Here is a 23,041-nt window from a genome sequence, read left to right on the forward strand (position 1 = left end):
GCTAAGAGCGGCGCCGCTCGATGCCTATTTCGATCAAGCGGGCACGCATCTCGCGGTGGCGGCGGCTGTTGAAGATCAGCAGCGAAACCAGCTGTAGCACCAGGCCGACGCCCAACAATACGAGGAACCGGCCTGAGCCCAGCATGCTTAGGCCTAGTAGCAGACCTAGGCCCACGGCCGTCCAGTTCACCCACATGCCCCAACTGTAGCCGCGCACCACTACAAAGTGGCCTAGACACCAGACCAGTGCCCATACCGCACCTAGAATCACGTCGTATTGATCAACACTAGGTACGCTGCGCCGATACATGCTCCCCCACAACGCCGTGACGATGGCCATCCCGAATAGTGCGGAGAAATAACCCGCCAGAAATGTAGGAAAGTACCGCCTCATGAATGTAGAAAGCTCAGTAACCTTCATTCCATTTCCTCATAGAGACCCACTACCACACTCTGTATTTGACTATTGCCGACAAACCCAAACAACGCGCTTACCGAGTCTTTGATCATCGTTTGAGTAGCATGGCTGACTTGCGTGGGGGTATAGCGCTTGGTCAAAGTGCCAGCGGCTTGCGCCAGCTTCAATTGCTTAGCAGTAAGTTCAGGGTACTTGAGGGATAAAAGCTCGTCGGTGAGCGCTTTACGTTGCTGCCGGCTCAAGGTCTTGCCCAGTTCATACCAACTACGACCCGTTTGGGCCTTCAACACCCTCAAATACTTGATGGTCGTTAACGTCGAAGCGCCGACGCCAAGCAGTGACACGCCATCGAGCACCAGCGACACCGACTGGTACCATGCCTCGCCGTCCAATTTGTCGTTGGCGGCAGGATCGGTGACCTCACGCACAGTGCGTACACCACCGACAATACATTGCACAGTACTGGCGGCGGCTGCAGCGGTACCGATATAGGTAAGTACCAGGCTGGCACCCGCGGAAAAGGGCGCGGCGATGCTACCGCTGACCACGACGATCCAGCCCAATACCGCGCCAGCACAGGCCAGTGAGGTGTTCACCGCCTCTTTGATGACCTTTGACTCCCGAGCGTTGTTCTGCAATTGCTCGGTGTACTGATCGGGCGTCTGGTACTTCTTGATCTCACGCAGAATCACTCGCTTGGGACGAATGCTGCAGATCGGTCGGAATTCGCGCAGGGTGACGATGTTGAACTCGGCATCGATATAGACGACGCCCGCACCGACGATGGCTGGGTCGGCATCGATGGCGGCAAACAGTTTTGGCAGATTTATCAGCGACTCGACACGCTGACGTGCGCCGAATCGCGAGTAGGGATTCATCGAGTCAGGTAGCAGGCTTTCCACACAGGATGTCCTTGCAAGGGTTCAGATCAGCGCCATGCGCCGACCATAGGCCCGATGGGGACGGACCGATCCGCCCCCACCGCAGGATGTGCGCCGCCAGAAAGCGGCGCGGCGCATCCGCCCTTACACGTTCGGGCAAGGCACCGGAGCCCAGTCGCCGACGTCGGCGCTGCGGCACATGCCTTCGACCTTGCTCTGGCCGGCCTTGGCCACGGCGGTGGCCTGGGCTTTCTTGGTGCTGGCCTGCTGCAGGGTCTTCTCGGTATTCACCGCCTCTTTCGGCACGGCCTTGGCCTTGGCTGTGGTGGCCTTGTTGGTCTTGGCGACCTGGGCCACGTCGGTGCGCTGCACGCCGACCTGCTTGAGGTCCTGCTCGTAGGCCTGGGTGTAGTTGTTCAGGTCTTCGCCGACCCGGCCATTGACGGCTGCCAGCAGGTTGTTCGACTCCTGCAGGCCCGAGACGATCTCGGCCAGGCGCTTGCGGCCTTCGGCGGCGTCGATGCGGTTGGCCTTGCGGCCCTGGATCAGGTTGGTGAACTCGCGCTGGTAGCAGGTTTGCGAAGCCTGGGCGTAGGCGCTGGTGCGGTCCAGGTCGGCGCTGCTCTTGTCGATGTCCACGGCGTACGAAGCGATGCGCTGCTTGTCGTCGCTGATCTGCTTCTGACGCTCGGTGTAGTAACCCGCCGCGCCACCGGCCAACGCGCCACCGGCGGCGCCGATGGCGGCATTGCGGCCACGGTTGTCCTTGTCGGTCAACGCGCCGGCCAGGGCACCGCCGACGGCACCGAGCATGGCGCCGGTGGCGACCGACTTGGTCATGTCGCCATCGGTGGAGCGCAGGTGCTGCACCGGCTCGTAGCAGCTGGGGTAGTACTCGACCTTGGTGGTGGCGCCGACCTTGTCGGCGGCCGACGTGGCGCAGCCCGACAACAACACGGTGCTGAAGCCAGCAGCCAGCAGCAGTGCGCTGCGGGCGTGAGTGACGTTGAACAGCGGGTTACGGGTGAAAAGCATGGTCAGTTCTCTCTTGGGTTTTTAGATGCCCGGTCAGCCTCATGCCGACCGGTGTTCCTTTCAATGACACGGTCCCTGCACGTCAGCGGGTGGCCGACGCCAACAGCTCCTTGAGCACCGTCGCCGGGTCTGCGCGGCGGTTCTGCCGATACTCGCCCACGTGCTTGACGAACAGCGTCGCGCGCGCGGTCAGGCTCTTGCCCAGCACCGGGTTGCGGGCCAACTCCGCCTTGACCCGCTGGAACTGCGCCTGGATCACGGCATCGGTGTAGCGTGTGCCGCTGGCCAGGTTGTCGATGTAGATCGCGACGGCGCCGTTGAGTGCCGTCTGCCCGTTGCTCATGGCCAGGCCGAACATGCGTGCGGTGGGCTGGTCGCCGGCGGCCTGGGCATCGGCCTGGCTCTTGCGCATGTTGCTCAGGCGGATGTTGTAGTTGTTGATGGTTTCGGCCACCAGGGCAGCCGACTGGATCAGGTTGCCGGCGGCGTCCTCGCGCTGGCGGGCGATCAGCGACACGGTGCGTTTGAGCTCTTCGTTGACCACGCCCAGCTCGGCCTGCAAGCGCGGGTCGGTGGTGGTGGCGATGATGCTGTCCAGACGCTGGGTGGGATCGTCGGCGGCCTGGATGTCGTCGGTCAGGTTGGCCAGCCGGCCCTCCTTCTGCCACTGCTCGAACAGCTCCGGGTAGCGCGAGCGCGGCGCCGACAGCGCACCGATGGCGACGCGGAAACCGGTGGTGGCGTTGTGCTGCTCGCTGCCGTCGGCGGCGAACAGCGGGTACTCGCGGCGCATGCCGGTGAACAGCGTGCCCTCGCCTTCGAGGTAATTGCCGCCCTTGACCACAAAACCGCCATAGGCGCCTTGGCGACGCCCGGCATGCACCAGCTGGAACGACTCCTGGACCATTTCGGCGGCGTTGCCGATGACGTCGAACAGCCCCAGCGGGTTGGGCTGGCGCGTGCCGATCGGCATCAGCCGCGCGGCCTGGCCGCTACCACCGGCCACCTGGTTGAACACCGCCCAGTCGGCCAGCGGTCCGTCGCTGTCGCTGCCTTCGAGCCTGCGCGGGAACAGCCGCCCTTCCAGGTCCTGGCGGCTGACCGCCGAACCGCCGCGGGCGGCGAACTCCCACTCCACTTCGGTGGGCAGGCGGACGAAGCCGATGCCGCCCTCCTCGGCGTTCTGCCCGCGACCGCTGACCGGCAGCAGGTCGCGGTGGTGCTTGAGCAGCCAGGCGCTGTAGACCGCCGAGAAACGCTCGGCCTCGAAGCGCGACAGATCGACCTTGGGCAGGCGCCCGGCCATGCCGCCGTCGGCCTCGCAGGCCGGGGCCGGCGCGCCGCTGGCCAGCGACTGCGCCTGGCCCATGACCTGGGCGTACTGGCGGGCGGTCACTTCGTACTTGCCGATGAAGTACATCATCGGCTTGAGCGGGCTGCCGGCCTCCAGGCTCGGCAAGCTGGCGCCGATGCGCTTGCGCCACTGCGGCGCCAGGTCGTCGAGGCTGAACTGGCCGTTGATGAAGTCGCGCCGGTAGCCGGAAATGAACGACTGTTTGTAGCCAGGCTCGCCTTCGCTGAACGGGTAGCCCAGGTTGACCTCACGGTCGTCCAGGGTGCCTTCGGCCAATACGTAGACGTGACGGAACACCATTTGCCCGCCACACGGCAGCGGCAGGCTGATGTCGTCGGCCAGGGGCTTGGGGTTGTCGAGCTTTTCGCCGTCCACGGCCGGCGCCGCCGGCGATGCGGCGCCAGGCGTTGCCGCCGAGGCCGACGGCGTGGCGGCCGCAGCCTTGACCTTCGGCGCTTGGGCCTCGTCGCCCGGCGAGCAGGCGCCCAAACCCAAGGCGGTGAGCAGCAGGGCCATGGCCCGCAAACGGCATTCAGACATCTCGGATTCCTTGCGAAGGGTCGATACGCGCCACGCGCCAGCCGCCCAAGGCCGCGGCGCAGGCGCTGGCGCCGAGCACGGCGGCCAGGGCGATGGCGTAATGCACAGGCAACAGGCGGCTGGCGTATTCGCCCGGCGCCTGCACGAACAGATGGTTTAAACCGCGCTCGGCCAGGGCGTACAGCAGCGCCGCCACGCCCGCCGCCAGCAGGCCGCTGTACAGCGCCTGCGCCACCACGAACAGCAGCAGGGCCGCGGTGCCCAGGCCCAGCAAACGCAGCACCGCCAGCTCACGGCGCTTGCGCTGCACCGCCGCCACCGCGCCGGCCGCCACCGCCGCCACGGCACCGGCCACGGCCAAGGCGGCCACCAGCCAGAACACCAGGTCGAGGTTACGGCTGAGCGACTGCACCTGGGCGATCTGCGCGGCCTGGGTCGAGACCAGCAACTGCCGGGCGGCGAACCACTGGCGCAGCGGCTCGACGTCGTCGAGCTGGCGCGCATACAGACGAAACGCCGGGTACACCCGCGGCGCATCGGCGTCCTGCTCCTGCCCCGGCCAGCCGAGGGCCGGCACGGCGCGCCCGTCGCGGTAGTCTTCGACCGCTTCGAGCAGCGCCAGAGGCGCGAACAGCGCGTCGCGCTCGAAGGCGCTCAAGGGCAGCACCGCCTGCACCTGCAAGGTCAGCGCCTGCCACTGTACCTCGCCGTTGCGCTGGCGGCCGAAACTGGCGCGCAGGGCGGTACCGGCCTGGGCACCCAGGGTTTGCGCGGCGGTGAAGCTGAGCACCACTTGGTGCAGCTCGGTGGGCGCGGCCAGGCCCTGCAACAGTGGATCGCCCTTGGCGGTGGGCAGCATTTCGGCGGTTACTCCGCGCTTGGCCCCCGGCACCAGCAAATCGGCGGTGGCGGCGATCTGCCGGGTGCGCACGATGGCGAAGGCCACTTCGCGGCGCTCGGCGAGCCGGGCGATGAACTCGGCGTCGAAGCGGCCACCGCCCAAGGGGATGATTTCGCGCACCGACGGCTCGCGCTGCAAACGTTCGGTGAGGCTGCCGACCAGGCCGAACTTGAGCCCGAACAGCACCAGCAGCGGCGCGACCACCGCCACCAGGGCCAGCACCTGGCAGGCCGACAGCCGCGCTTCGCGGCGGTAGTCCTGCCAGGCCAGGCCGGCGATCAGCCCCAAGCGCCTCATGGCACCGGCTCCAGGCGCGCGGTGACGCCGCCGTCGGCATCGCGCTGGCAGCCGATGCGCACCACCGTCAGCCCCGCTTCGCGCATCAAGGCTTCGTCGTGGCTGGCGACCACGCAGGCGATGCCCTGCGCACGCACCTGGCGCAGCAACAGGTGCATGACGCGCTGGGCGTTGACCGGGTCCAGCGCTGCGGTCGGCTCGTCGGCCAGCAGCAGCTGTGGCCCGTGGGCCAAGGCGCGGGCGCAGCCGACGCGCTGGCGCTGCCCAACCGACAACGTGTCGGGGTAGCGCCCCAGCAGCCCGTGGATGTCCAGGTCCTGGGCCAGCCGCTCGACGCCGCCGTCGGCAGGCAGTCCCGACAGGCGCCGCGGCAGCGCGATGTTGCCGCGCACATCGAGAAACCCGAGCAGCCCGCCCGCTTGCAGCACGTAGCCGATGTGGCGGCTGCGCAACTGCGTCAGCCGGTCGCGCCGGCCCTGCCGCCAGTGCGCCGCCACGTCGTGCGCGGCGCCTGCCGGGGTGAAGTCGAAGGTGGCCGCCGTGTCGGGCGCCAGGGTCAGGGCCAGCAGGTCGAGCAAAGTGCTCTTGCCGCAGCCACTGGGGCCGACTATGGCCAGCGCCTGGCCTGCGCTCAGGTGCAACCGCTCGACCTGCAAGGTGAAGCGTTGCTCGCCGTCGCCGCGGCGCTTGCCCAACTGGCGCACGACGATCATGGCAAGGTCGACAGCGGCACGCGATACAGGGCATCGCCCGGTGCCGCGTTACCGAAACGGACCCAGTTGCCGAGGTCGTTGTGGAAGGTCTCGTACAGGCGGATCTTCGAATCGAGCTCGTCGATGAAGTCTTCCTGTTCGGCCACCGACAGCGACAGCCACAGCTCCTGGGTCATGCTCAACGACTTGCTGCGGTACGGCAGGCCCTCCAGGTACTCGCCCAGCACGCCGCTGGCGGCCAGGTTGGCGCCTTTTTTCAGGGCGCCGGGGTCGCGGCTCATGTAAGCGCTGGCGCTGGCGATCTCGTTGAAGAAGTCGCCGGGCGAGCTGCGCGTCTTGCGCGCGGCGTCGACGATCAGCTTGAGCGACTGCTGCAGGTCGTTGAGCTGCAGCTTGGTCAGCATCACGCACACTTGCAGGGCCGGTAGCGCCGGGTTGCTCAGGTCGCGGTCGGCGGTCCAGGCGCTGACCAGTTGCGGCGCCTGGCTGGCGTGCTGGCGGCCGAGAAAATCCATGTGCATGGCATAGCCGATGGCCTGGGTCTTGGCCGCCAGGCTCGGCGCGGCACCCAGTTGCGGCGCGGCCTGCGCCTGGCGCTCGCGCACCTGGTGGGCCAGCTCGGCGAAGGTCGAGCCGATCTCGCGCACGCGCTCGCCGAACTGCGTCACGTCGCCCCCAGGCACCGACACGTAGAGGTCGCCGATCTGCGGGTTGGCGTCGGCGGTCAGCACCCGGTACTGGGTTTCCGCGCTGGCATGGTTGTTGGCGCCGGCCGGAGTACGCAGGTGCAGGGCATAGACCTTGATCTGCTTGCTCAGCGCCGCCTGGCGCACTTCGGCTTCGTTCATGTGCGTGCTGCTGAACGGGTCGTTCTTGCGCAGCGCTCCGGCGTCGCTGACCAGCAGCACGATGCGTCCGCCGTAGCCGGACCAGTCCATGCCCTCGACGGCCTGCATGACGCCGGCGAAGGCGTCTTCGTTGAAGGCCTGGCTGGACACCGTGGTGGCCTTGACCGCACTGGCCGCGCGCAGGAAGCGCGCCGGGTCGCGGCCCTGCTCCAGGCTGACCAGGGTCTTGCTCAGGTATTCCAGGCCCGGTGTGCGCTCGACGCTGTTGCGAAAGCCCACCAGGCCGAAGCTGACGTTGTCCAGCTCGCCACGGGCGGCCAGTTGCCCTTGCAGTTCGCTGACCACCTGGCGGACCCGGTCGATGTAGGGCTGCATCGACACCGAGGTGTCGACCACCAGGACGATGCCGGTGCGGAAGGCGTTGTCGCCGGCCGGTGTGGCGCCGGCAGCGTTCGTCATGGCAGCTGGCGCGGCTTGACGCGTGTCGCTGGCGGCGCTGCCGGGGTCGATGGAGGCGATGTTGAGCAGTTGCACGGGCTGGCCGTTGGCGTCGAAGCTCTCGCGGAAGTCGAAGATCGGCATCAGGTAGAACTGGCTGGCCGCCACCGCGCTGGCCACAGGCTCCAGGGCCATGACCTCGGGCACTTGCTCGGGCGTGCTTTGCGCCTTGGCCAGCACGGCTTTGGCCTGCTCCGGCGCGTCGAGCAGGCGCTGCACGTCGTCGGCCTGGCGCAGGAACAGCGACGGCGCGCGCCCGGAGCGCTCGGTGAAGGTCAGCACCAGGCTCTGCTTCCAGTCGCTCAGCCGGTCGGCGGCGATCCAGCCTTCGCGCTGCCCGTCGCTGGCCGCGCCCACCTGCACCCAGGGCTGGCCGTCGACGGTCTTGCGCTGGTAGACGTACAGCACGGAAAACGCTGGCACGGCGCTACCGTCGCGGGCACCGGGCGCATCGACCAGGCGCGCGTCGGGCTTGCTCAGCACGCGCTGGAACAGGGTTTTCTTGCCGGGCATCAGCAAGGGGCGGTCGCCTTCGGCATTGGCGTCGGCCAAGGGCGCGACGGTGCTCTGGGCGGGCTGGGCGTCGGCTCGTGGCGCGGGTTCGGACGTGTCGCGCAGCAGCCAGTAGCCGCCGGCGGCCAGGCCCAGCGCGGCGGCGATGGCCAGCCCCAGCAGCGCCTTGCGCGCAGGCTTGGGCGCGGGGCTGGCAGGTGCGGCGCCGGGCGGCGGAGGGGTGCGCCAGCCGGACGGACTGGGCTTGCCCACCTCGGACGCGAGGGATGCGGGCTTGTGCGTGGCCGGCGCGTTGGCGGCCGGCCCAGGCGGCGTGGCCGCGGCCGGCTTGTCCAGGCTGTATGCGGGCGTCACCGGCGCAGCCGCATCGGCCCGGGCCGGGTTCGCGGCCATACCCGCCGAAGCTGCCGCCACCTGCGGCGCCAGGCCTTCCGGCGTCAATGGCGCCAGCGCTTCGTGGGCGGTCAGCGGGCGGAACACCGTGGCGCCGTCGTCCTGCACCGGCAGGCGGTCGAGCGCCGCCAGCAGGGCGGCGGCGTCGCTGAAGCGTTCGTCGGGCGCCTTGGCCAGCAGGCGGCTGAGGATCGGCTGGTAACGGCCATGGCGCACGGGCAGCTCGGGCAGCGGCTCGGTCAGGTGCGCCAGCGCGGTGGACAAGGCGTCCACGCCGGCATAGGGCAGCTCGCCGGCCAGCAGTTCGTAGAGCACCACCCCCAACGCATAGAGGTCGGCGCGGCCGTCGATGTCCAGGCCCCGGGCCTGCTCGGGGCTCATGTAGCTCGGCGTGCCGACGGCGAAGCCGGCCTGGGTGAACTGGGTACGGTCGTCGAGCGACTTGGCGATACCGAAGTCCGACAGCACCGCCGTGCCATCGGCGCGGAACAGGATGTTGGCCGGCTTGACGTCGCGGTGCACCAGCCCTTCGCTGTGGGCATAGCCCAGCGCCTGGGCGATCTGGCGCACGTACAGCAGCCCTTCTTCGGGGGCCAGGCCGGCGTCCAGACGCTCCTTGAGCGTGCCGTTGGGCAGGAACTCCATGGCCATGTAGTACAGGTCGCCGACGTTGCCGATGTCGTGGATGGTGGCGATGTGCGGGTGGGACAGGCGCGCCAGGGTGCGGCCCTCGCGCAGGAAGCGCTCGCAGAAGGTCGGGTCCTGGGCGAGGCTCGCCGCCATGACCTTGAGCGCGACCTTGCGCTGCAAGGAACGCTGGGTCGCCAGGTACACGCTGGCCATGGCGCCTTGGCCGATCTCGCCCTCGATGTCGAAGCCGGGGATGTGCATGTCGGGGGTCATCGGCCGGTGCCTGCCTTGATCACGATGGCGGTGATGTTGTCGGGCGCGCCGCGGGTCAGGCCCAGGTGCACCAGGCTGCGTACCACCTGGTAAGGATCGGGGTGGCCGAGCACGCCGGCGATCTCGTCGTCTTCGGCGGTGCGGGTCAGGCCGTCGCTGCACAGCAGGTAGGTGTCGTCGCGCTCGATGTGCAACTCCACGCTCTGCAACTCCAACCGCTCCTGCACGCCGATGGCACGGGTGATGATGTTGCCGCGCGGGTGCTCGCGGGCCTCGGCCTCGCTCAGCAGGCCGCTGTCCTGCAATTCCTGCACGTAGCTGTGGTCGTGGGTCAGGCGCTGCAAGCGGCCATCGCGCAGGCGGTACAGGCGGCTGTCGCCGGCCCACAAGGCCACGCCCTGGTCGCCTTGCACGCTCAGCACCACCACAGTGCTGCCCATCATGCGCACGCCGCGGCGCAGGGTTTCGGCGCGTACCGCGCGGTTGACCTGGGCCAGGCTGTCGCGCAGCGCCTGGGCGCGCGCGCCCAGGTCGTGCCCGGCGGGCAGGTGGCGCAGGCTGTCGACGGTCAGGCTGCTGACGTAGTCGCCCGCCGCATGCCCGCCCATGCCGTCGGCCACGGCCCACAGGCCTTCGGCGGTCAGCTCCAGACAGGCGTCTTCGTTGATCTGGCGAACCATGCCGGTGTGGCTGTAGCTGGCCGCGGTGTACTGCAGGGCGGTCATGTGCACGCTGCCTCTTTACCCAGGATGAACCCGGCGAAATCTTCGCTGCGCGGCAACCCCGCGCAACGCATCAACCCCGGCGCGATGCGCGCCGAGCCCTGCCCCCACCACAGGCTCATGCCGACACAGGCGGCGTCGGCCAGGGCCAGGGTGCGCGCCTGCGGCCACTCGGCCGGCAGCCGTTCGAGGCCGCCCGGTACCGTCTGCGCGGCGATGCGCGCCGGCACGTCGAACCCGCCCAGGGCATCCACCGCCGCGAGGAAGGCTTCGAAGCCCGCGTCGGCTTCGAGGCTGGCGAGCAACAGGGCCTCGGCCCGCTCGAACCAGTCGTCATGGCCTCCGACCACGGCGGCCAACGAGGCCTGCGGCGCCAGCGATTGCGCCACGGTCAGGGGAAAGTAGCGTCCTACTCGGTCGATGCTCGGCATCACCACGCCCACCATCGCCTGCGGCCCACACACGCCAGGCGCCAGGGCGAAACGCCACAAGGGGCTGACCAAGTAGGCCTCCAGCCAGGCTTCGCCCAACTGGCGGCGGCAGGTCTGTAGCCCCGCGGCCAACCACTGGTCCCAGGGCTCGATGAAGCTCGCACTCAGGCCGCGGCTGACGAAATCGCCGCGGCAGGCCAGCTTGCCGTAGAAACCGACTTCGCTCACAAACGCTCCGGCAGGCTGAAGCCGTTCAGCACACGAGCGCGGAACGGGTTGAAGGCGCTGCTCGCACGCAGCTCGTAGGACACACTCAGGCCGTCGACCCGCAAGCGCAGGTTGAAGCGCTCCGGGGAGCCGGCGCCGACCAGGTCGGACTGCTCCAGCAAGCGGAACCAGGCCCATGGCCCCTCCAGGGTCTTGCCCGAGCGGCCGCTGGCCGCAGGCGGCGTGATCGACAGGCGCACCACACCGATACCGTTGTTGTTCGGCCATTGCACCGCGACCGGCCGGCTAGGGCCGTGGTCGTAGCTGACCTGCTGGCCGTCGAGGTCGAGCAGGAACTGGGTGATGGACGCGTCCATGGCCACCGGCTTGAGCTCGAAGCGCACCAGCGGCTGGGTGCTGCCGGTGTTGCGGAAGAACGCGTCGCGGATGTTCGCCGCACGCTGGAAGGTGCCCAGCACGTTGGCGTTGATGCCCAGCTTCTGCGCCGCACCCGGCTGCCAGCTCCACGGCGAGGTGCTGGTGTTGACGTAGGGTTGCAGGTATTTGCGGAAGTAGTTGTCCATCACCCCGCCGACCCCGAAGAACAGGCCGAAGTCTTCCAGGGTCGCGTCCTGGCTGCTGCCGGGCGCCAGCGGATAACGGCCGCCCAGCGACTGCCGGTAGACGTTGACCACCTCGCTCTTCCAGGCCGCGTTGAGCTGGTTGCGCACGCCGCCCATGACCACCGCGTTGGTCGAGCCGACCACCGAGCCGACCATGTCCTGGACCACTTGCGGCTGCCGCGCCGCGCCCAGCGAGACGCGCTGCGCCGCAGCCTGGGCCTGGTTCTTGGCCTCGCCCAGCAGCGCGTCGCCGCTGGCGCCGACCATGGCGCTGACCTGCACGTACAAGGCGTTGAGGTCGGTGAGCAGACCGTCGATGGGCACCGCCCCGCCTTCGCCGCCCTCGACCAGTGCCGCCAGCGGCGCGAAGTGTTCGGTGACCGGATCGCGGGGCGCCACCTGGGTGGCCGCATCGGCAGCCGGTGCCTCGCCGAGCAGCCCGCCGAGGCGCTGGCGCAACTGATCGACCCCGGCCTGTTCGACCTTGGCCTTGGCGTGGTCGAGGGTGTCGGGCTGTTGCAGGTTGGTTTCCACGGCCACCGTCTGCAACAGCTTCTTCAGCGGCGAGGCCGGGCCGGAGAGCACGCGCAGCACGTCGGCGGCCTGCCCGACGCTGGTCACCGGCACCACGTCGAGGTCGGCCAGCAGGGCGTCCCACTGGCGGATGTAGTCCTGGAAATACAGTTGGCGCACGTCGTCGGCCAGGCGTTTGGCATCGCCGGCGTCGTTGATCTCGCGGCCCAGCACCCAGCGCTCTTCGGCCAAGGTGGCGCTCTGCGCCAGGCTGGCGGCGAGAAACGCCTGGCGGTAGCCCTTGACCGTGAACAGTCCAGGCAGCGGCTCACCCAAGGGCTTGCCGCTCTTGCGCCGCAGCACCAGGGCGGCATCGCGCCCGGCCGCTTCGCTCAGGCGCACATCGCTCACCCCAGGCGGCAACGGCTGGCGCTTGACCCGGTCGTATACGCGCTGGGCCACCGGCAATTGCTGCAACTGCCGACGCACGTCGTCGATCAGGTGCTGGTCGAGCCGGGCATTGGGCGGACGCCGCTCGAACAGCGCGTCGAGGTGCCGTTGCAGGTCCTGGCGTTGCTCGGGGGCCAGGTCGCGCGGCAAGGCGCGCTCCCAGTCCAGCAGCACCCAGGCCTTGATGAAGTCGGCGTCGTAGTGGTCGCCGTCGGCGAGCATCAGGTAGGCCTTGAGGCCTTCGTAGAGGTAGTCGGACGACTGCGCGCCATACAGCTGCTCTTCGATGCGCGTCACCAGACGCGGCGCGAACACCGCGATCAGCAGCTTGCGGTAGACGCTGGCCGACTCGCTTTCGAGCATGTCGCCCTGGTACAGGCCCAGCCCTTCGGCCCAGGCCGGCGGATCGTCGGCCAGGTGTCGCACGGCGTTGAGCAGCGGCAACACGTCGAGCACGCTGCGCTGCGCCGGGCTCAGGGCCTGCACGCTCTGCCCCACCGGTTGCAGGCGCTGTTCGACCTGGGCGATGTAGGCCTGGTTGGCGCGGTAGCTCAAGGCCCACAAAGTGCCGACCACCAACACCAGCAGCACGCTCAGGGCCAGCGCGCCACGGGTCAGCCAACGCCGTCTGCGCTCGACTTTGGGGTTGCTGCCGGCCAGGCCGCGCTCGGCGAAGGCGACGTCGCTGAACAGGCGCTGGATGAAATAGCTGCGTCCGCTGCCGCTCTGGCGCGCCAGTTGCGCGCGGTCCAGGCCCATGCTCTGCGCCATGCTGCCGATCAGCCGGTCGATGGGGCTGCCTTCCTGGGTGCCGCTGGTGAAGTACACGCCGCGCAACAGCGCGCGGGTTTCGAAGGCGTTGGGTTTGAACACGCCGTCGAGGAAGCTTTCCAGGCTGCCGCGCAAGGCCGCGAACTGCTGGGCGAAGCCGTACACCAGGTCGCGTCGGCTGGGGTCGCGCTCCTGCTGCAAGCGCTCGACCAGGCGCTGGTTGAGGCGCTGTTCGAGCAAGGCGAACTCGCCGGCGAACTGCCCCAGCGGGCCTTCGCCCTGCCCGTCGTCGTCGAGGGCGAAGGTCATGCCCCAGACCTGGGCGCGCTCTTCCTTGCCCAGGTTGTCGAAGAACTCCATGAAGCCGGGCACCAGGTCGAGCTTGGTCAGCATCAGGTAGATGGGGAAACGCACGCCCAGCCGTTCGTACAGCTCCTGAATGCGGGCGCGGATCGCCGCGGCATGGGCGGCGCGCTCGGCCTCGCTGGCCAACAGCAGGTCGGCCAGGCTGATGGCGATGAACGCGCCGTCGATGGGCCGGCGCGAGCGCTGCTGGCGCAGCAGGTCGAGAAAGCCCAGCCAGGCCGCCTTGTCGACCTGGGCATGGCTGTCCTGGGTGGTGTAGCGCCCGGCGGTGTCGAGCAGCACGGCCTGGTCGGTGAACCACCAGTCGCAGTTGCGGGTGCCGCCCACGCCGCGAATGGCGCCTTCGCCCAGTTGCGCAGCGAGGGGAAAATGCAGCCCGGAATTGACCAACGCGGTGGTCTTGCCCGAGCCAGGTGGGCCGATGATCACGTACCACGGCAGCTCGTACAGGTTGCGCCGCTCGTCGCCGCCCAGACGCGCTTTCTTCAGCAGCGCCAGGGCCTCGTCCATGCGCTGGCGCAGGCTACTCAGCTCTTGGGCGGTGGCCACGCTGGCAGGGTCCGGCGGGGTCTCGGCGGCCAGGCTCTGCAATACCTTGGCCGCCTGCCGCCGGGCCTTGACGAGGGCGTAGACGCGCCAGGCCAGCCAGACGGCGAACAGCAGGCCGATCAGCGTCCAGCGCGCCGCAGGGCTGGCCAGCACATCGAACAGCGGGCCGACGAACCAGATGATCAGGCTCAGCGCCACCAGGCCCAACAGGGGCACGATCCAACGCACCACGAATCCAAGCAACGCCTTCACTCCACACCCTCCGCCAGAACAGTGATTTCGACCCGGCGGTTCTTCGCCCGCCCTTGCGCGGTAGCGTTGGAGGCCAAAGGTTCGGTGTCGCTCAAACCCTTCGCGGTGAAGCGTTCGGGCTGCCCGGTGCGCGCGGCGAGCATGGCCCGCACCTCTTCGGCGCGGGCCTGGGACAGTGCCCAGTTGGATGGGAAGCGCAGTGTGGCGATGGGCTGGTTGTCGCTGTGCCCGGTGATGCGCACGTCGCCTTTGACCTTGTCCACCGCAGCGGCGATGCGTGTCAGCAAGGCCTGGTAGTCGCCTTTGATGCTGGCGCTGGCGCTGGCGAAGAGTTCGTCGCCACGGAGGGTCACCACCGAGCGGTCGACCGCGTCTTCCACGGCCACCCGTCCAGCCTTGATGTCCTCGGCCAGGAAGCCCGCCAGGCGCGGCCGTTCGATCGGCTTGGGCTGAGTCACCGGGCGGTCCATGGCCTGCACCGGAATCTCGCCCAAGGCGTGGATGCCACGGAACACCGGCTCTGCGTCGGAGGCCAGCATCAGGCGCAGACCGAGCAGCGCCAACAGCAGCACGGCCAGGGCGACGGCCAGGGCGACCCAGGCCGGCACGAACTGCGCCAGCCGGTCGCGCTTGGCCACCACGCCGCGCCAATGCGGCGACAGCTCGCGCTCGGCCTCGCCGCGGGCACCGCGGATCGCCGCGGCGGTGCGCTCGCGCAGGGCGTCGAGCTGGGCGCGGCCACCGGGCATGACCCGATAACGGCCTTCGAAGCCGAGGCTGGTGCACAGGTAGAGCAATTCGAGCAGGTTGAGTCGCTCGCGTGGGCTTTGCAGGCAGTGTTCGAGCAACTGGAACACCTTTTCGCCGCCCCAGGCCTCGTTGTGTACGGTGATCAGCAGGCTCTGCTTGCCCCAGTCGCTGCCGCTGCCCCACGGCGTGCTCAGCACCGCTTCGTCGAGCGCGGTGCACAGCGCATAGCGCGCCAGCAGCACTTCGTTGCGCGGCACCCCGGCCGCTTCGGCGCGGGCTTCGAACTCGCGCAGGTAGGCCAGCAACTGCGCGCGCAGGCTGGCCGGGGCCGGATGGGCCAGGGTGTTGCGCAGCCGCGTGAGCAGGCTCAGCAGCGGGCCGGCCGCCTGCTCCAGCGGGTTGAGGCCTTGGCCCTGGCCGGGCGCCAGGGGTTCGCCGGGCATGCTCAGAGGCGCGGCCGGCGCGGCACTGGCCGGTTGCGGCGTGCGGCCACCGGGGCGCGGCATGAACTGTGTGCGGTCGTTGCCGCTCGGCTCGTCGGGCTGCATCGGTGCTTATCCTCGGATGGCCCAGAAGGCCAGGCTCAAACCAGGGAAATCGCCTGCCACATAGAAGGCGAAGCCGCCGCTGTTCTGCAGCATCTGCCAGTGTTCGCTGCCGCGGTCGAGTTCGAAGTAGGTGGAGCCGGCATGGAACGGAATCTGCCGCGGCGCCACTGGCAGCGGCAGCAGGCCGATGCCCGGCAGTTGCAGGTTGACCAGGTCGCGGATGCTTTCCACCGCACCGATCTTGCTCTGCTGGCCGAAGCGGCTGCGCAGGGTTTCGCTGGGCACGTCGGCACGCACCACGAGAATGAAGCTGGCGCTGTCGAGCAGGCTGCGGTCGGCCAGCATCGCCACGTGGATGCCGTAGGCCTTCTCGACGATGGGGATGGCCACGGCCTTGCTGTCGATCAGCATCGACAGGGCTTCGCGCAGCGCGGTCATGACCGGCGTGAAGGTGGCCAGCAGGTCGTCGTGCTGGTACATCGGGAAGCTGTCCGGGCGCCGCGCATCGCGGGTGAAGGTGGCGAACTCGCCGGCCAGCGCCAGCAGTTCGCTATACAGCCGCTCCGGGTGCACCGGGCTCAACTGGTTGAGGTGCTCGAGCAGCGGTTGGGCGCGGTTGACCAGTTGCAGCAGCATGAAGTCGGCAATTTCCGAGGCGCCGCCATTGGCCGAGGCCACCACGCGGCCGGCCAGGGCCTCGCCGCGCTGGTGCAGCAAGCCCAGCAGCTCGCTGCGAAAGCCCGACAACTGGGCGTTGGCGGCCACGTCGAGCAACGGCGGGATGTAGCGCTCGTCGAGCACCAGGGCACGGTCGGCGCGGCGTTCGCGGATGCGCACCACGCCGAGCGCGGCGTGGTCGCTCAGGCCGTCTTCCTCGCGCAGCAGGCGCAGGGCGCGGCTGCCCAGGGCCAGGGCGGCGCGATTCTCGAACGGCGCGTTGTCGTCGCGCACTTCGCTGACACGGCTGACGTAACGCGCGCCTTCCACCGGCTCGCCGGCCTCGACGGTGTCGCGCGCGCCGGCGCGCTTGAGCGCCAGGCCCAGGTACACCACGCCGTCGCGCAGGTCTTCGGGAATCTCCAGGGGCGGCGGCGGCAGGTCGTCGCGGGGGATGTCGAAGGGCGTGCCATCGGGCAGCAGGCCGCGGGCGCTGAGGATGGCCAGCTTGCCCTGGCTCAGCAGGCCCTGGTCGACGAGCAGCTCGGAAAAGCCCCAGGCCGCCGCCTGCAAGGGCCGGCTGCGGGCATCGACGAGGTTCTCCAGGTAGCGGTCCTGCTGCTGGAAATGCTGGGTGGTGACGAACATGCCTTCCGACCAGACGACACGATTGTTCCAGGACATGAGAGCTCCGATGGCCTAACGGGCAGGCGCAGGTTGGGGGGCGGCTTCGGCGCTGCGCACGGCGCGCACATCGAGGCTGATCTGATAGTCGCGCGGCGGCACGGGCAAGACGCTGCGCCATTGGGCGCGGTCGATCTCGCGGTAGCCCACCACCAGCCCGACCTGACGCGTGGCCGGGTCCAGCGGGCGGTGCAGGTGCAGTTGCTGGCCGGGACGCAGCAGCACTTCGTCCTGGTCGAGGAGGTCGGCGCCGAGGGTGGCCTGGGCGCGTTCGGCCAGGGCGAAATAGTCGGCGCGCTCGAAGGCGGCGGCGTTCTTCAGCTCGAACAGACGCACGCGCACCGGGGCCGCTTCGCCGCCAGCGCCGGGGTTGAGCCCGGCGGCGGCGCTGAAGTACAGGCTCACCTCAGGCGCGGCGGGCGCCGCCACCTCGGCGGGCGGGGCGTCCTTGCTGCACGCGGCGAGCAGCGACAGGGCCGCAATGGCGGCCCAGCGGGTGAGGTGCATCTTGGTGGTGGTCACGGGGTGGGGATCATCCTGATCGGCAGGCTCGTTCAATCGCGCGCTGGGCGAGTGGCATGGGCTTCGTAGGCGCGACTGAATTCGCGACCGAACAAATCGTGGAAATCGTCTTCGGCTTCACGGGACATCTGCCCGTACAGCGCGGTGAACTGCTGCCAGCAGTGGGCCTGGCGCGAGCCACCGAACACTTTGGCCAGGCCCGAGGCCGGGGCCAGGCGTGCCTCCAGCTGGCCGGGCTCGAAGCGCGCCAACAGATGCTCGATGGCCGCCTGCATGCCGGCCATGACCGCCAATTGGTGGGCGCGCAGGTCGTCGAAACTGTCGCGCACCGCCTGGTCCGGGGCCATGAACGCGGCATTGCCGTGGCGCAGTAGCAACAGCAGCGCTTCGTCGGCGTTGGGGGCGAACTTCAGCGGGTTGTTCTGCACCGGGGCGATGCTGGTCTGTTGCAGGCGGAACTCGCCTTTCAGGCTGCTGCGCGCGCGCAGCACGTCGATCAGGCCTTCGACCATCAGCCGGTAGCTGCGGCCCAGCGCTTCCATCTGCGCCTGGGCCTGGGCGGCGTCGATGCGCAGGTGCTCGATGCCTGCGCCGCGCAGGAAGGCGGTGAGCAGGTCGTCAGGATGGGCGGTGGCCGGCGCGGCCGGTACGGAAGCCGGCTGTGGGTGCGACACGGCGACCGGCGCTGGCGCTGGCTCTGGCTCTGGCTCTGGCTCTGGCTGTGGCTGTGGCTGTGGCTGTGGACTCAACACATCGACCGGCGCTGGTTCGGGCGGCGCTTCAGGGAAGGACGGCGGCTGTGGCATCGGTGCCGTCCACGGCGCGGGGGCAGCGGCGCCCGATGCGGGCGGCGTGGCGACGTCGGGCGGCGCGATTTCGGGCATGGGCGCTGGTGCAATATCGGGCGCGGTTACGGGTATGACGGGCGCGGCGGCAGGCGCCAGCGCATCCCAGTCTGCCGGAATCAAACCAAGCGGGCCTGGCGCGGGGGCGACAGGTGCCGGCGGCTCGGCAATCTGTGCAGGTGCAGGTGCAGGTGCAGGTGCAGGTGCAGGTGCAGGTGCAGGTGCAGGAATCGGCGTGGGCGGCCGGAAATCGTGCTGTTGGGCCGGCACGTGGTCGGGCTGGCTGGGCGCAGGCACGCTGGAAGGTCCAAGGAAATCGAACAGGTCGGGCAAGGTCTGGTGGCTGCGGGCGCCTGGCGCGAACGCGGCGGCGGGCGCCGCAGCCGCACTGACCTGGTTGGCCATGAGGGCCTCGAAACTCGCCGGCTCGGCCTGCCCGGGCAGCGCCCCGGCCGGGGCTGAATCGATTCTGGCCTGTATCTCGTAATCACCGATACGAATAACTTCACCGTGCTGCAACGGCTCGCTGTTTCCGCGTCGCAATTTGACGCCGGCGTTTACCAGCTCGCTGCCGTTGGTGCTGTTGTCGGTCAAGTAATAACGCCCGTCGCGGTACTGAATGGTGCAATGCCGCGAGGACACTAAACGCTCCGGGTCGGGCAAAACCCAATCGTTCTCTGCATTTCTGCCGATGGTGATCGCACCCTCACCCACCGTAAACTCCGAGGCTTGCCCCGGGGTTATTTTGTGGTAACTGGTGATGGTAAGGCAAAGTGCCATCGCGCCTCCTGCGTATGGTTCGATCGTCGCCCGCGCCCGCTTGCGCCTTGGCCTCGGAGCCGCATGAATACTCGATCAAGACATTGAACGTTTTACAAAACGACAACTTATGCCGTTTCGTACAGGTCTCGAAAGTGATTATCCAGCGTGTTCTGTGATGCCTGTTACAAGTATTTCCGAGCTTTTAACGCGGCGTCGGGCCGCGCTAGCTTACCTTGACAGCATTTACGAAATAAACCATAAATGCGCAACTTCGTAATCGCTCAATGATATCACTGTGATATCACCCAATTTTTAATTAACAGGTTTGTGCATTCGCTCACAAAACAGCCTGGCGCTTCAACAAACCTTCATCACGAACTGACAAGGACGGCGTTCTTCGGTGAATAACTCGCAGCTCTTGGCGCCTGTTTCCGATGACTTCCCGTGCGGAACAGACCTCGAATACGACGCACAATTCCTTCAGCTCGAACGGGATGCGCAAGGCCGCCCCGAACGCGTCATGGGCGATGCCGTGCAGCCTGCCGAACCGCCCGACTGGCGTCAGATCGAGCAGGCCTGCCAGGCGCTGCTCGAACGCAGCAAAGACCTGCGCATCACCCACTTCCTGACCCAAGCGCGCCTGGCCCTGCACGGCGTGCCGGGCCTGGCCGCCAGTCTGGAACTGATCCGCGCGCTGCTCGCCGACTACTGGCTGCACCTGCACCCGCAGCTCGATGCCGACGACGGCAACGACCCCACCGTGCGCATCAATGCGTTGGCCGGCCTGACCAGCGACAACACCCTGAGCCTGCTGCGCGACGCCGTGCTGGCCCGTTCGCGCACCTTCGGCCAGGTCAGCTTGCGTGGCGCCGTGCAGGCCGCCGGCTTCCAGGCCGGCGCGCAAGCGCCCCTGAGCGTCGAAGAGCTGAGCGCCGCCCTGCGCGACACCGACCCGGCCCTGCTGGCGCAGACCCACGAAGCCCTGGACACGGCCCTGAACGCCTGCGAGGCCATCGAGCGAGGGGTCAACGAGCAGGTGGGTTCGGCCAGCGGCGTCGACCTCACCCCGCTCAGCCAGTTGCTGCGCCAAGGCCGCCAGGTGCTGCTCGACTACGCCAACCTCGACGCCACCGGCCCCGACCACGCCCCGGCCGACGCCCAAGCGGCCGACGCGCCTGGCGCCGATGCCCCAGCCGGCGCGGTCGCTGCCCGCCCCGCCGCCCGCGCCGGCGAGATCAACAGCCGCCAGGACGTGCGCGCCAGCCTCGACAAGTTGCTGCAGTACTACGCCCGCCACGAACCCTCGAGCCCGCTGCCGGTGCTGTTGCGCCGCGCGCAGAACCTGGTGGACGCCGATTTCGCCACCATCGTGCGCGACCTGATTCCCGATGGCCTGTCGCAGTTCGAGAACCTTCGTGGCCCAGAGCCCGACTAATACCCGCCAATCCCATTGCGTAACGCCCGCACCCACACCACACCGCCTCGAAGGCGACCAGGAGGAACAACGTGGCGAAAGACAGCTCCCAGAAGTTCATCGCGCGCAACCGTGCGCCGCGGGTGCAGATCGAATACGACGTCGAACTGTACGGCGCCGAGAAGAAGGTCCAGCTGCCGTTCGTCATGGGCGTGCTGGCCGACCTCGCTGGCAAGCCGGCCGAGCCGCTGCCGGCGATCGAGGAACGCAAGTTCCTGGAGATCGACGTCGACAACTTCGACGCGCGCCTCAAGGCCATGCAGCCCCGGGTCGCCTTCAACGTGCCCAACGCGCTGACCGGCGAAGGCAACCTGAGCCTGGACCTGACCTTCGAGAGCATGGACGACTTCAGCCCCGCCGCCGTGGCGCGCAAGGTCGACGCGCTGAACCAGCTGCTCGAGGCACGCACCCAACTGGCCAACCTGCTGACCTACATGGACGGCAAGACCGGCGCCGAAGACATCATTCTCAAAGCCATCAAGGACCCTGCCCTGCTGCAGGCCCTGGCCAGCGCGCCCAAGCCCGCTGACACCGAGCCCAAGGCCTGAGGAGCCCCGCCATGAACGACGCCCAGCGCGACAACCAGGCCCAGCCGGCCAGCACCGAACAGACCAGCGACTTCGCCGCCCTGCTGCTGCAGGAGTTCAAACCCAAGACCGAACGCGCCAAGGAAGCCGTCGAGAGCGCCGTGCGCACCCTCGCCGAACAGGCCCTGGCGCAGACCAACCTGGTCTCGGACGATGCCATCGGTTCGATCGAGCAGATCATCGCCGCCATCGACGCCAAGCTCACCGCCCAGGTCAACCAGGTCATCCATCACCCCGACTTCCAGCAGCTGGAAAGCGCCTGGCGCGGCCTGCACTACCTGGTCAACAACACCGAGAGCGACGAGCAGCTGAAGATCCGCGTGCTCAACGTATCGAAGAAAGACCTGCACCGCACCCTGAAGAAATTCAAGGGCACCGCCTGGGACCAGAGCCCGGTGTTCAAGAAGCTCTACGAGGAAGAGTACGGCCAGTTCGGCGGCGAGCCCTATGGCTGCCTGGTGGGCGACTACTACTTCGACCAGTCGCCGCCCGACGTCGAACTGCTCGGCGAGATGGCCAAGGTCTGCGCCTCGATGCACGCGCCGTTCATCTCGGCCGCCGCGCCGACCGTGCTGGGCATGGGCTCGTGGCAGGAGCTGTCCAACCCGCGCGACCTCAGCAAGATCTTCACCACCCCCGAATACGCCGGCTGGCGTTCGCTGCGCGAATCGGAAGACGCCCGTTACATCGGCCTAACCATGCCGCGTTTCCTCGCCCGTCTGCCCTACGGCGCCAAGACCGATCCGGTGGAGGCCTTCGACTTCGAGGAAGACACCGACGGCGCCGACAGCAGCAAGTACACCTGGGCCAACGCCGCCTACGCCATGGCCGTGAACATCAACCGTTCGTTCAAGCACTACGGCTGGTGCTCGCGCATCCGCGGCGTGGAATCGGGTGGTGAAGTGCAGGGCCTGCCGGCGCACACCTTCCCCACCGACGACGGTGGCGTGGACATGAAGTGCCCGACCGAAATCGCCATTTCCGACCGTCGCGAGGCAGAGCTGGCGAAGAACGGCTTCATGCCGCTGCTGCACAAGAAAAACACCGACTTCGCCGCGTTCATCGGTGCGCAGTCGCTGCAAAAGCCCGCCGAATACGACGATGCCGACGCCACCGCCAACGCCAACCTGGCGGCGCGCCTGCCGTACCTGTTCGCCACCTGCCGCTTCGCCCACTACCTCAAGTGCATCGTTCGCGACAAGGTCGGCTCGTTCAAGGAAAAGGACGAGATGCAGCGCTGGTTGCAGGACTGGATCCTCAACTATGTCGACGGCGATCCGGCGCACTCCACCGAAACCACCAAGGCCCAGCACCCGCTGGCCGCCGCCGAGGTCGTGGTCGAGGAAGTCGAGAACAACCCCGGTTACTACAACTCGCGCTTCTACCTGCGCCCGCACTACCAGCTCGAAGGGCTGACCGTGTCGCTGCGCCTGGTATCGAAGCTGCCTTCGGCCAAGGGCGCCTGAGGCATTCCCCCGGCCGGCGCGGACGAACCCGTGCCGGCCTAACGCACCCCGAGACGAAACGCTGGAGAGATCATGGCAGTAGACATTTTCATCAAGATCGGTGACATCAAGGGCGAGTCCATGGACAAGACCCACAAGGACGAGATCGACGTGCTGAACTGGCACTGGGGCATGGCCCAGTCCGGCAACATGCACCTGGGCGGCGGCGGCGGTGCCGGCAAGGTGAACATCCAGGACCTGTCGCTGACCAAGTACGTCGACAAGTCCAGCCCCAACCTGATGGCGCACTGCTCCAGCGGCAAGCACATCGACAAGGTCAAGCTGACCGTGCGCAAGGCAGGCGGCGAAAGCCAGGTCGAGTACCTGATCATCAACCTCGAAGAAGTGCTGATCAGCTCGCTGAGCACCGGTGGTTCGGGCGGCGACGATCGTCTGACCGAGAACATCAGCCTGAACTTCGCCAAGGTCACGGTCGACTACCAGCCGCAGAAAGCCGATGGCAGCAAAGACGGCGGCGCGATCAAGTACGGCTGGAACGTACGCCAGAACGTGAAGATCTGACCTTCCG

At 68.1% G+C, this 23,041-nt stretch carries 18 protein-coding genes; 4 read left to right on the plus strand and 14 right to left on the minus strand.

The features are described 5' to 3' along the window. Position 1: 1 nt before the first annotated feature. The 14 genes from B4M43_RS10055 to tagH form a co-directional block, all read right to left on the minus strand. On the minus strand, positions 2-421 hold the full coding sequence (locus B4M43_RS10055) for a hypothetical protein (protein WP_296266590.1): 420 nt from the start codon (positions 419-421) through the stop codon (positions 2-4). Further along, on the minus strand, positions 418-1,296 hold the full coding sequence (locus B4M43_RS10060) for an NAD synthetase (protein WP_296267309.1): 879 nt from the start codon (positions 1,294-1,296) through the stop codon (positions 418-420). The genes B4M43_RS10055 and B4M43_RS10060 overlap by 4 nt, the downstream gene beginning before the upstream one ends. A 147-nt stretch (positions 1,297-1,443) precedes the next feature. Next, positions 1,444-2,334, minus strand: coding sequence for a type VI secretion system-associated lipoprotein TagQ (gene tagQ, locus B4M43_RS10065; RefSeq protein WP_296266592.1), 891 nt, complete (start codon positions 2,332-2,334; stop codon positions 1,444-1,446). A gap of 82 nt (positions 2,335-2,416) precedes the next feature. Next, the gene (locus tag B4M43_RS10070; protein WP_296266594.1) at positions 2,417-4,228 is read right to left on the minus strand and encodes a formylglycine-generating enzyme family protein; all 1,812 of its coding nucleotides are present in this window, start codon (positions 4,226-4,228) and stop codon (positions 2,417-2,419) included. After that, the gene (locus tag B4M43_RS10075; RefSeq protein ID WP_296266595.1) at positions 4,221-5,426 is read right to left on the minus strand and encodes an FtsX-like permease family protein; all 1,206 of its coding nucleotides are present in this window, start codon (positions 5,424-5,426) and stop codon (positions 4,221-4,223) included. Before B4M43_RS10075 ends, B4M43_RS10070 begins: the two co-directional genes overlap by 8 nt. Then, a complete protein-coding gene (locus B4M43_RS10080; protein WP_296266597.1) occupies positions 5,423-6,139 on the minus strand; it encodes an ABC transporter ATP-binding protein in 717 nt (238 codons plus the stop codon). The genes B4M43_RS10075 and B4M43_RS10080 overlap by 4 nt, the downstream gene beginning before the upstream one ends. Beyond that, entirely contained in the window at positions 6,136-9,294 is a 3,159-nt protein-coding gene (locus B4M43_RS10085) for a serine/threonine-protein kinase (protein WP_296266599.1), read from the minus strand. The genes B4M43_RS10080 and B4M43_RS10085 overlap by 4 nt, the downstream gene beginning before the upstream one ends. Next, positions 9,291-10,019: a PP2C family protein-serine/threonine phosphatase gene (locus B4M43_RS10090; protein ID WP_296266601.1), complete on the minus strand. Its 729-nt coding sequence runs from the start codon at positions 10,017-10,019 to the stop codon at positions 9,291-9,293. The genes B4M43_RS10085 and B4M43_RS10090 overlap by 4 nt, the downstream gene beginning before the upstream one ends. Next, positions 10,016-10,675 carry a type VI secretion system-associated protein TagF gene (gene tagF, locus B4M43_RS10095; RefSeq protein WP_296266603.1) on the minus strand — a complete coding sequence of 220 codons (660 nt, stop codon included), beginning with the start codon at positions 10,673-10,675 and terminating at the stop codon, positions 10,016-10,018. The genes B4M43_RS10090 and tagF overlap by 4 nt, the downstream gene beginning before the upstream one ends. Then, complete coding sequence (gene tssM, locus B4M43_RS10100) at positions 10,672-14,178, minus strand: type VI secretion system membrane subunit TssM (RefSeq protein WP_296266605.1); 3,507 nt, start codon at positions 14,176-14,178, stop codon at positions 10,672-10,674. The genes tagF and tssM overlap by 4 nt, the downstream gene beginning before the upstream one ends. Beyond that, entirely contained in the window at positions 14,175-15,476 is a 1,302-nt protein-coding gene (locus B4M43_RS10105; RefSeq protein ID WP_296266606.1) for a DotU family type VI secretion system protein, read from the minus strand. The genes tssM and B4M43_RS10105 overlap by 4 nt, the downstream gene beginning before the upstream one ends. 6 nt (positions 15,477-15,482) lie before the next feature. After that, positions 15,483-16,817 (minus strand): type VI secretion system baseplate subunit TssK, encoded by a 1,335-nt coding sequence (gene tssK, locus B4M43_RS10110; RefSeq protein WP_296266608.1) that lies wholly within the window; start codon positions 16,815-16,817, stop codon positions 15,483-15,485. 15 nt (positions 16,818-16,832) lie between these two features. Then, complete coding sequence (gene tssJ, locus B4M43_RS10115) at positions 16,833-17,324, minus strand: type VI secretion system lipoprotein TssJ (protein ID WP_296267311.1); 492 nt, start codon at positions 17,322-17,324, stop codon at positions 16,833-16,835. Between the two features lie 47 nt (positions 17,325-17,371). Continuing rightward, on the minus strand, positions 17,372-18,964 hold the full coding sequence (gene tagH, locus B4M43_RS10120; protein WP_296266610.1) for a type VI secretion system-associated FHA domain protein TagH: 1,593 nt from the start codon (positions 18,962-18,964) through the stop codon (positions 17,372-17,374). Between the two features lie 382 nt (positions 18,965-19,346). Between tagH and tssA the strand changes: the two genes are divergently transcribed. From tssA to B4M43_RS10140, 4 genes are all read left to right on the plus strand, one after another. Then, a complete protein-coding gene (gene tssA, locus B4M43_RS10125; protein ID WP_296266612.1) occupies positions 19,347-20,381 on the plus strand; it encodes a type VI secretion system protein TssA in 1,035 nt (344 codons plus the stop codon). 71 nt (positions 20,382-20,452) lie between these two features. Beyond that, on the plus strand, positions 20,453-20,968 hold the full coding sequence (tssB, locus tag B4M43_RS10130; protein ID WP_296266614.1) for a type VI secretion system contractile sheath small subunit: 516 nt from the start codon (positions 20,453-20,455) through the stop codon (positions 20,966-20,968). Positions 20,969-20,979: 11 nt separating this feature from the next. Further along, positions 20,980-22,473 (plus strand): type VI secretion system contractile sheath large subunit, encoded by a 1,494-nt coding sequence (tssC, locus tag B4M43_RS10135; protein ID WP_296266616.1) that lies wholly within the window; start codon positions 20,980-20,982, stop codon positions 22,471-22,473. A 72-nt stretch (positions 22,474-22,545) separates the two neighbouring features. Beyond that, positions 22,546-23,034, plus strand: coding sequence for an Hcp family type VI secretion system effector (locus B4M43_RS10140; protein ID WP_296266619.1), 489 nt, complete (start codon positions 22,546-22,548; stop codon positions 23,032-23,034). Positions 23,035-23,041 lie beyond the last annotated feature (7 nt).

The sequence above is a fragment of the Pseudomonas sp. UBA6562 genome (assembly GCF_002434265.1).
Classification (GTDB): domain Bacteria; phylum Pseudomonadota; class Gammaproteobacteria; order Pseudomonadales; family Pseudomonadaceae; genus Aquipseudomonas.

Coding starts and splice junctions, on each gene's coding strand:
- B4M43_RS10055 (WP_296266590.1), bottom strand. CDS start 421: ATGAAGGTTACTGAGCTTTCTACATTCATGAGGCGGTACTTTCCTACA.
- B4M43_RS10060 (WP_296267309.1), bottom strand. CDS start 1,296: ATGAATCCCTACTCGCGATTCGGCGCACGTCAGCGTGTCGAGTCGCTG.
- tagQ (WP_296266592.1), bottom strand. CDS start 2,334: ATGCTTTTCACCCGTAACCCGCTGTTCAACGTCACTCACGCCCGCAGC.
- B4M43_RS10070 (WP_296266594.1), bottom strand. CDS start 4,228: ATGTCTGAATGCCGTTTGCGGGCCATGGCCCTGCTGCTCACCGCCTTG.
- B4M43_RS10075 (WP_296266595.1), bottom strand. CDS start 5,426: ATGAGGCGCTTGGGGCTGATCGCCGGCCTGGCCTGGCAGGACTACCGC.
- B4M43_RS10080 (WP_296266597.1), bottom strand. CDS start 6,139: ATGATCGTCGTGCGCCAGTTGGGCAAGCGCCGCGGCGACGGCGAGCAA.
- B4M43_RS10085 (WP_296266599.1), bottom strand. CDS start 9,294: ATGACCCCCGACATGCACATCCCCGGCTTCGACATCGAGGGCGAGATC.
- B4M43_RS10090 (WP_296266601.1), bottom strand. CDS start 10,019: ATGACCGCCCTGCAGTACACCGCGGCCAGCTACAGCCACACCGGCATG.
- B4M43_RS10105 (WP_296266606.1), bottom strand. CDS start 15,476: ATGCAGCCCGACGAGCCGAGCGGCAACGACCGCACACAGTTCATGCCG.
- tssK (WP_296266608.1), bottom strand. CDS start 16,817: ATGTCCTGGAACAATCGTGTCGTCTGGTCGGAAGGCATGTTCGTCACC.
- tssJ (WP_296267311.1), bottom strand. CDS start 17,324: ATGCACCTCACCCGCTGGGCCGCCATTGCGGCCCTGTCGCTGCTCGCC.
- tagH (WP_296266610.1), bottom strand. CDS start 18,964: ATGGCACTTTGCCTTACCATCACCAGTTACCACAAAATAACCCCGGGG.
- tssC (WP_296266616.1), top strand. CDS start 20,980: ATGAACGACGCCCAGCGCGACAACCAGGCCCAGCCGGCCAGCACCGAA.
- B4M43_RS10140 (WP_296266619.1), top strand. CDS start 22,546: ATGGCAGTAGACATTTTCATCAAGATCGGTGACATCAAGGGCGAGTCC.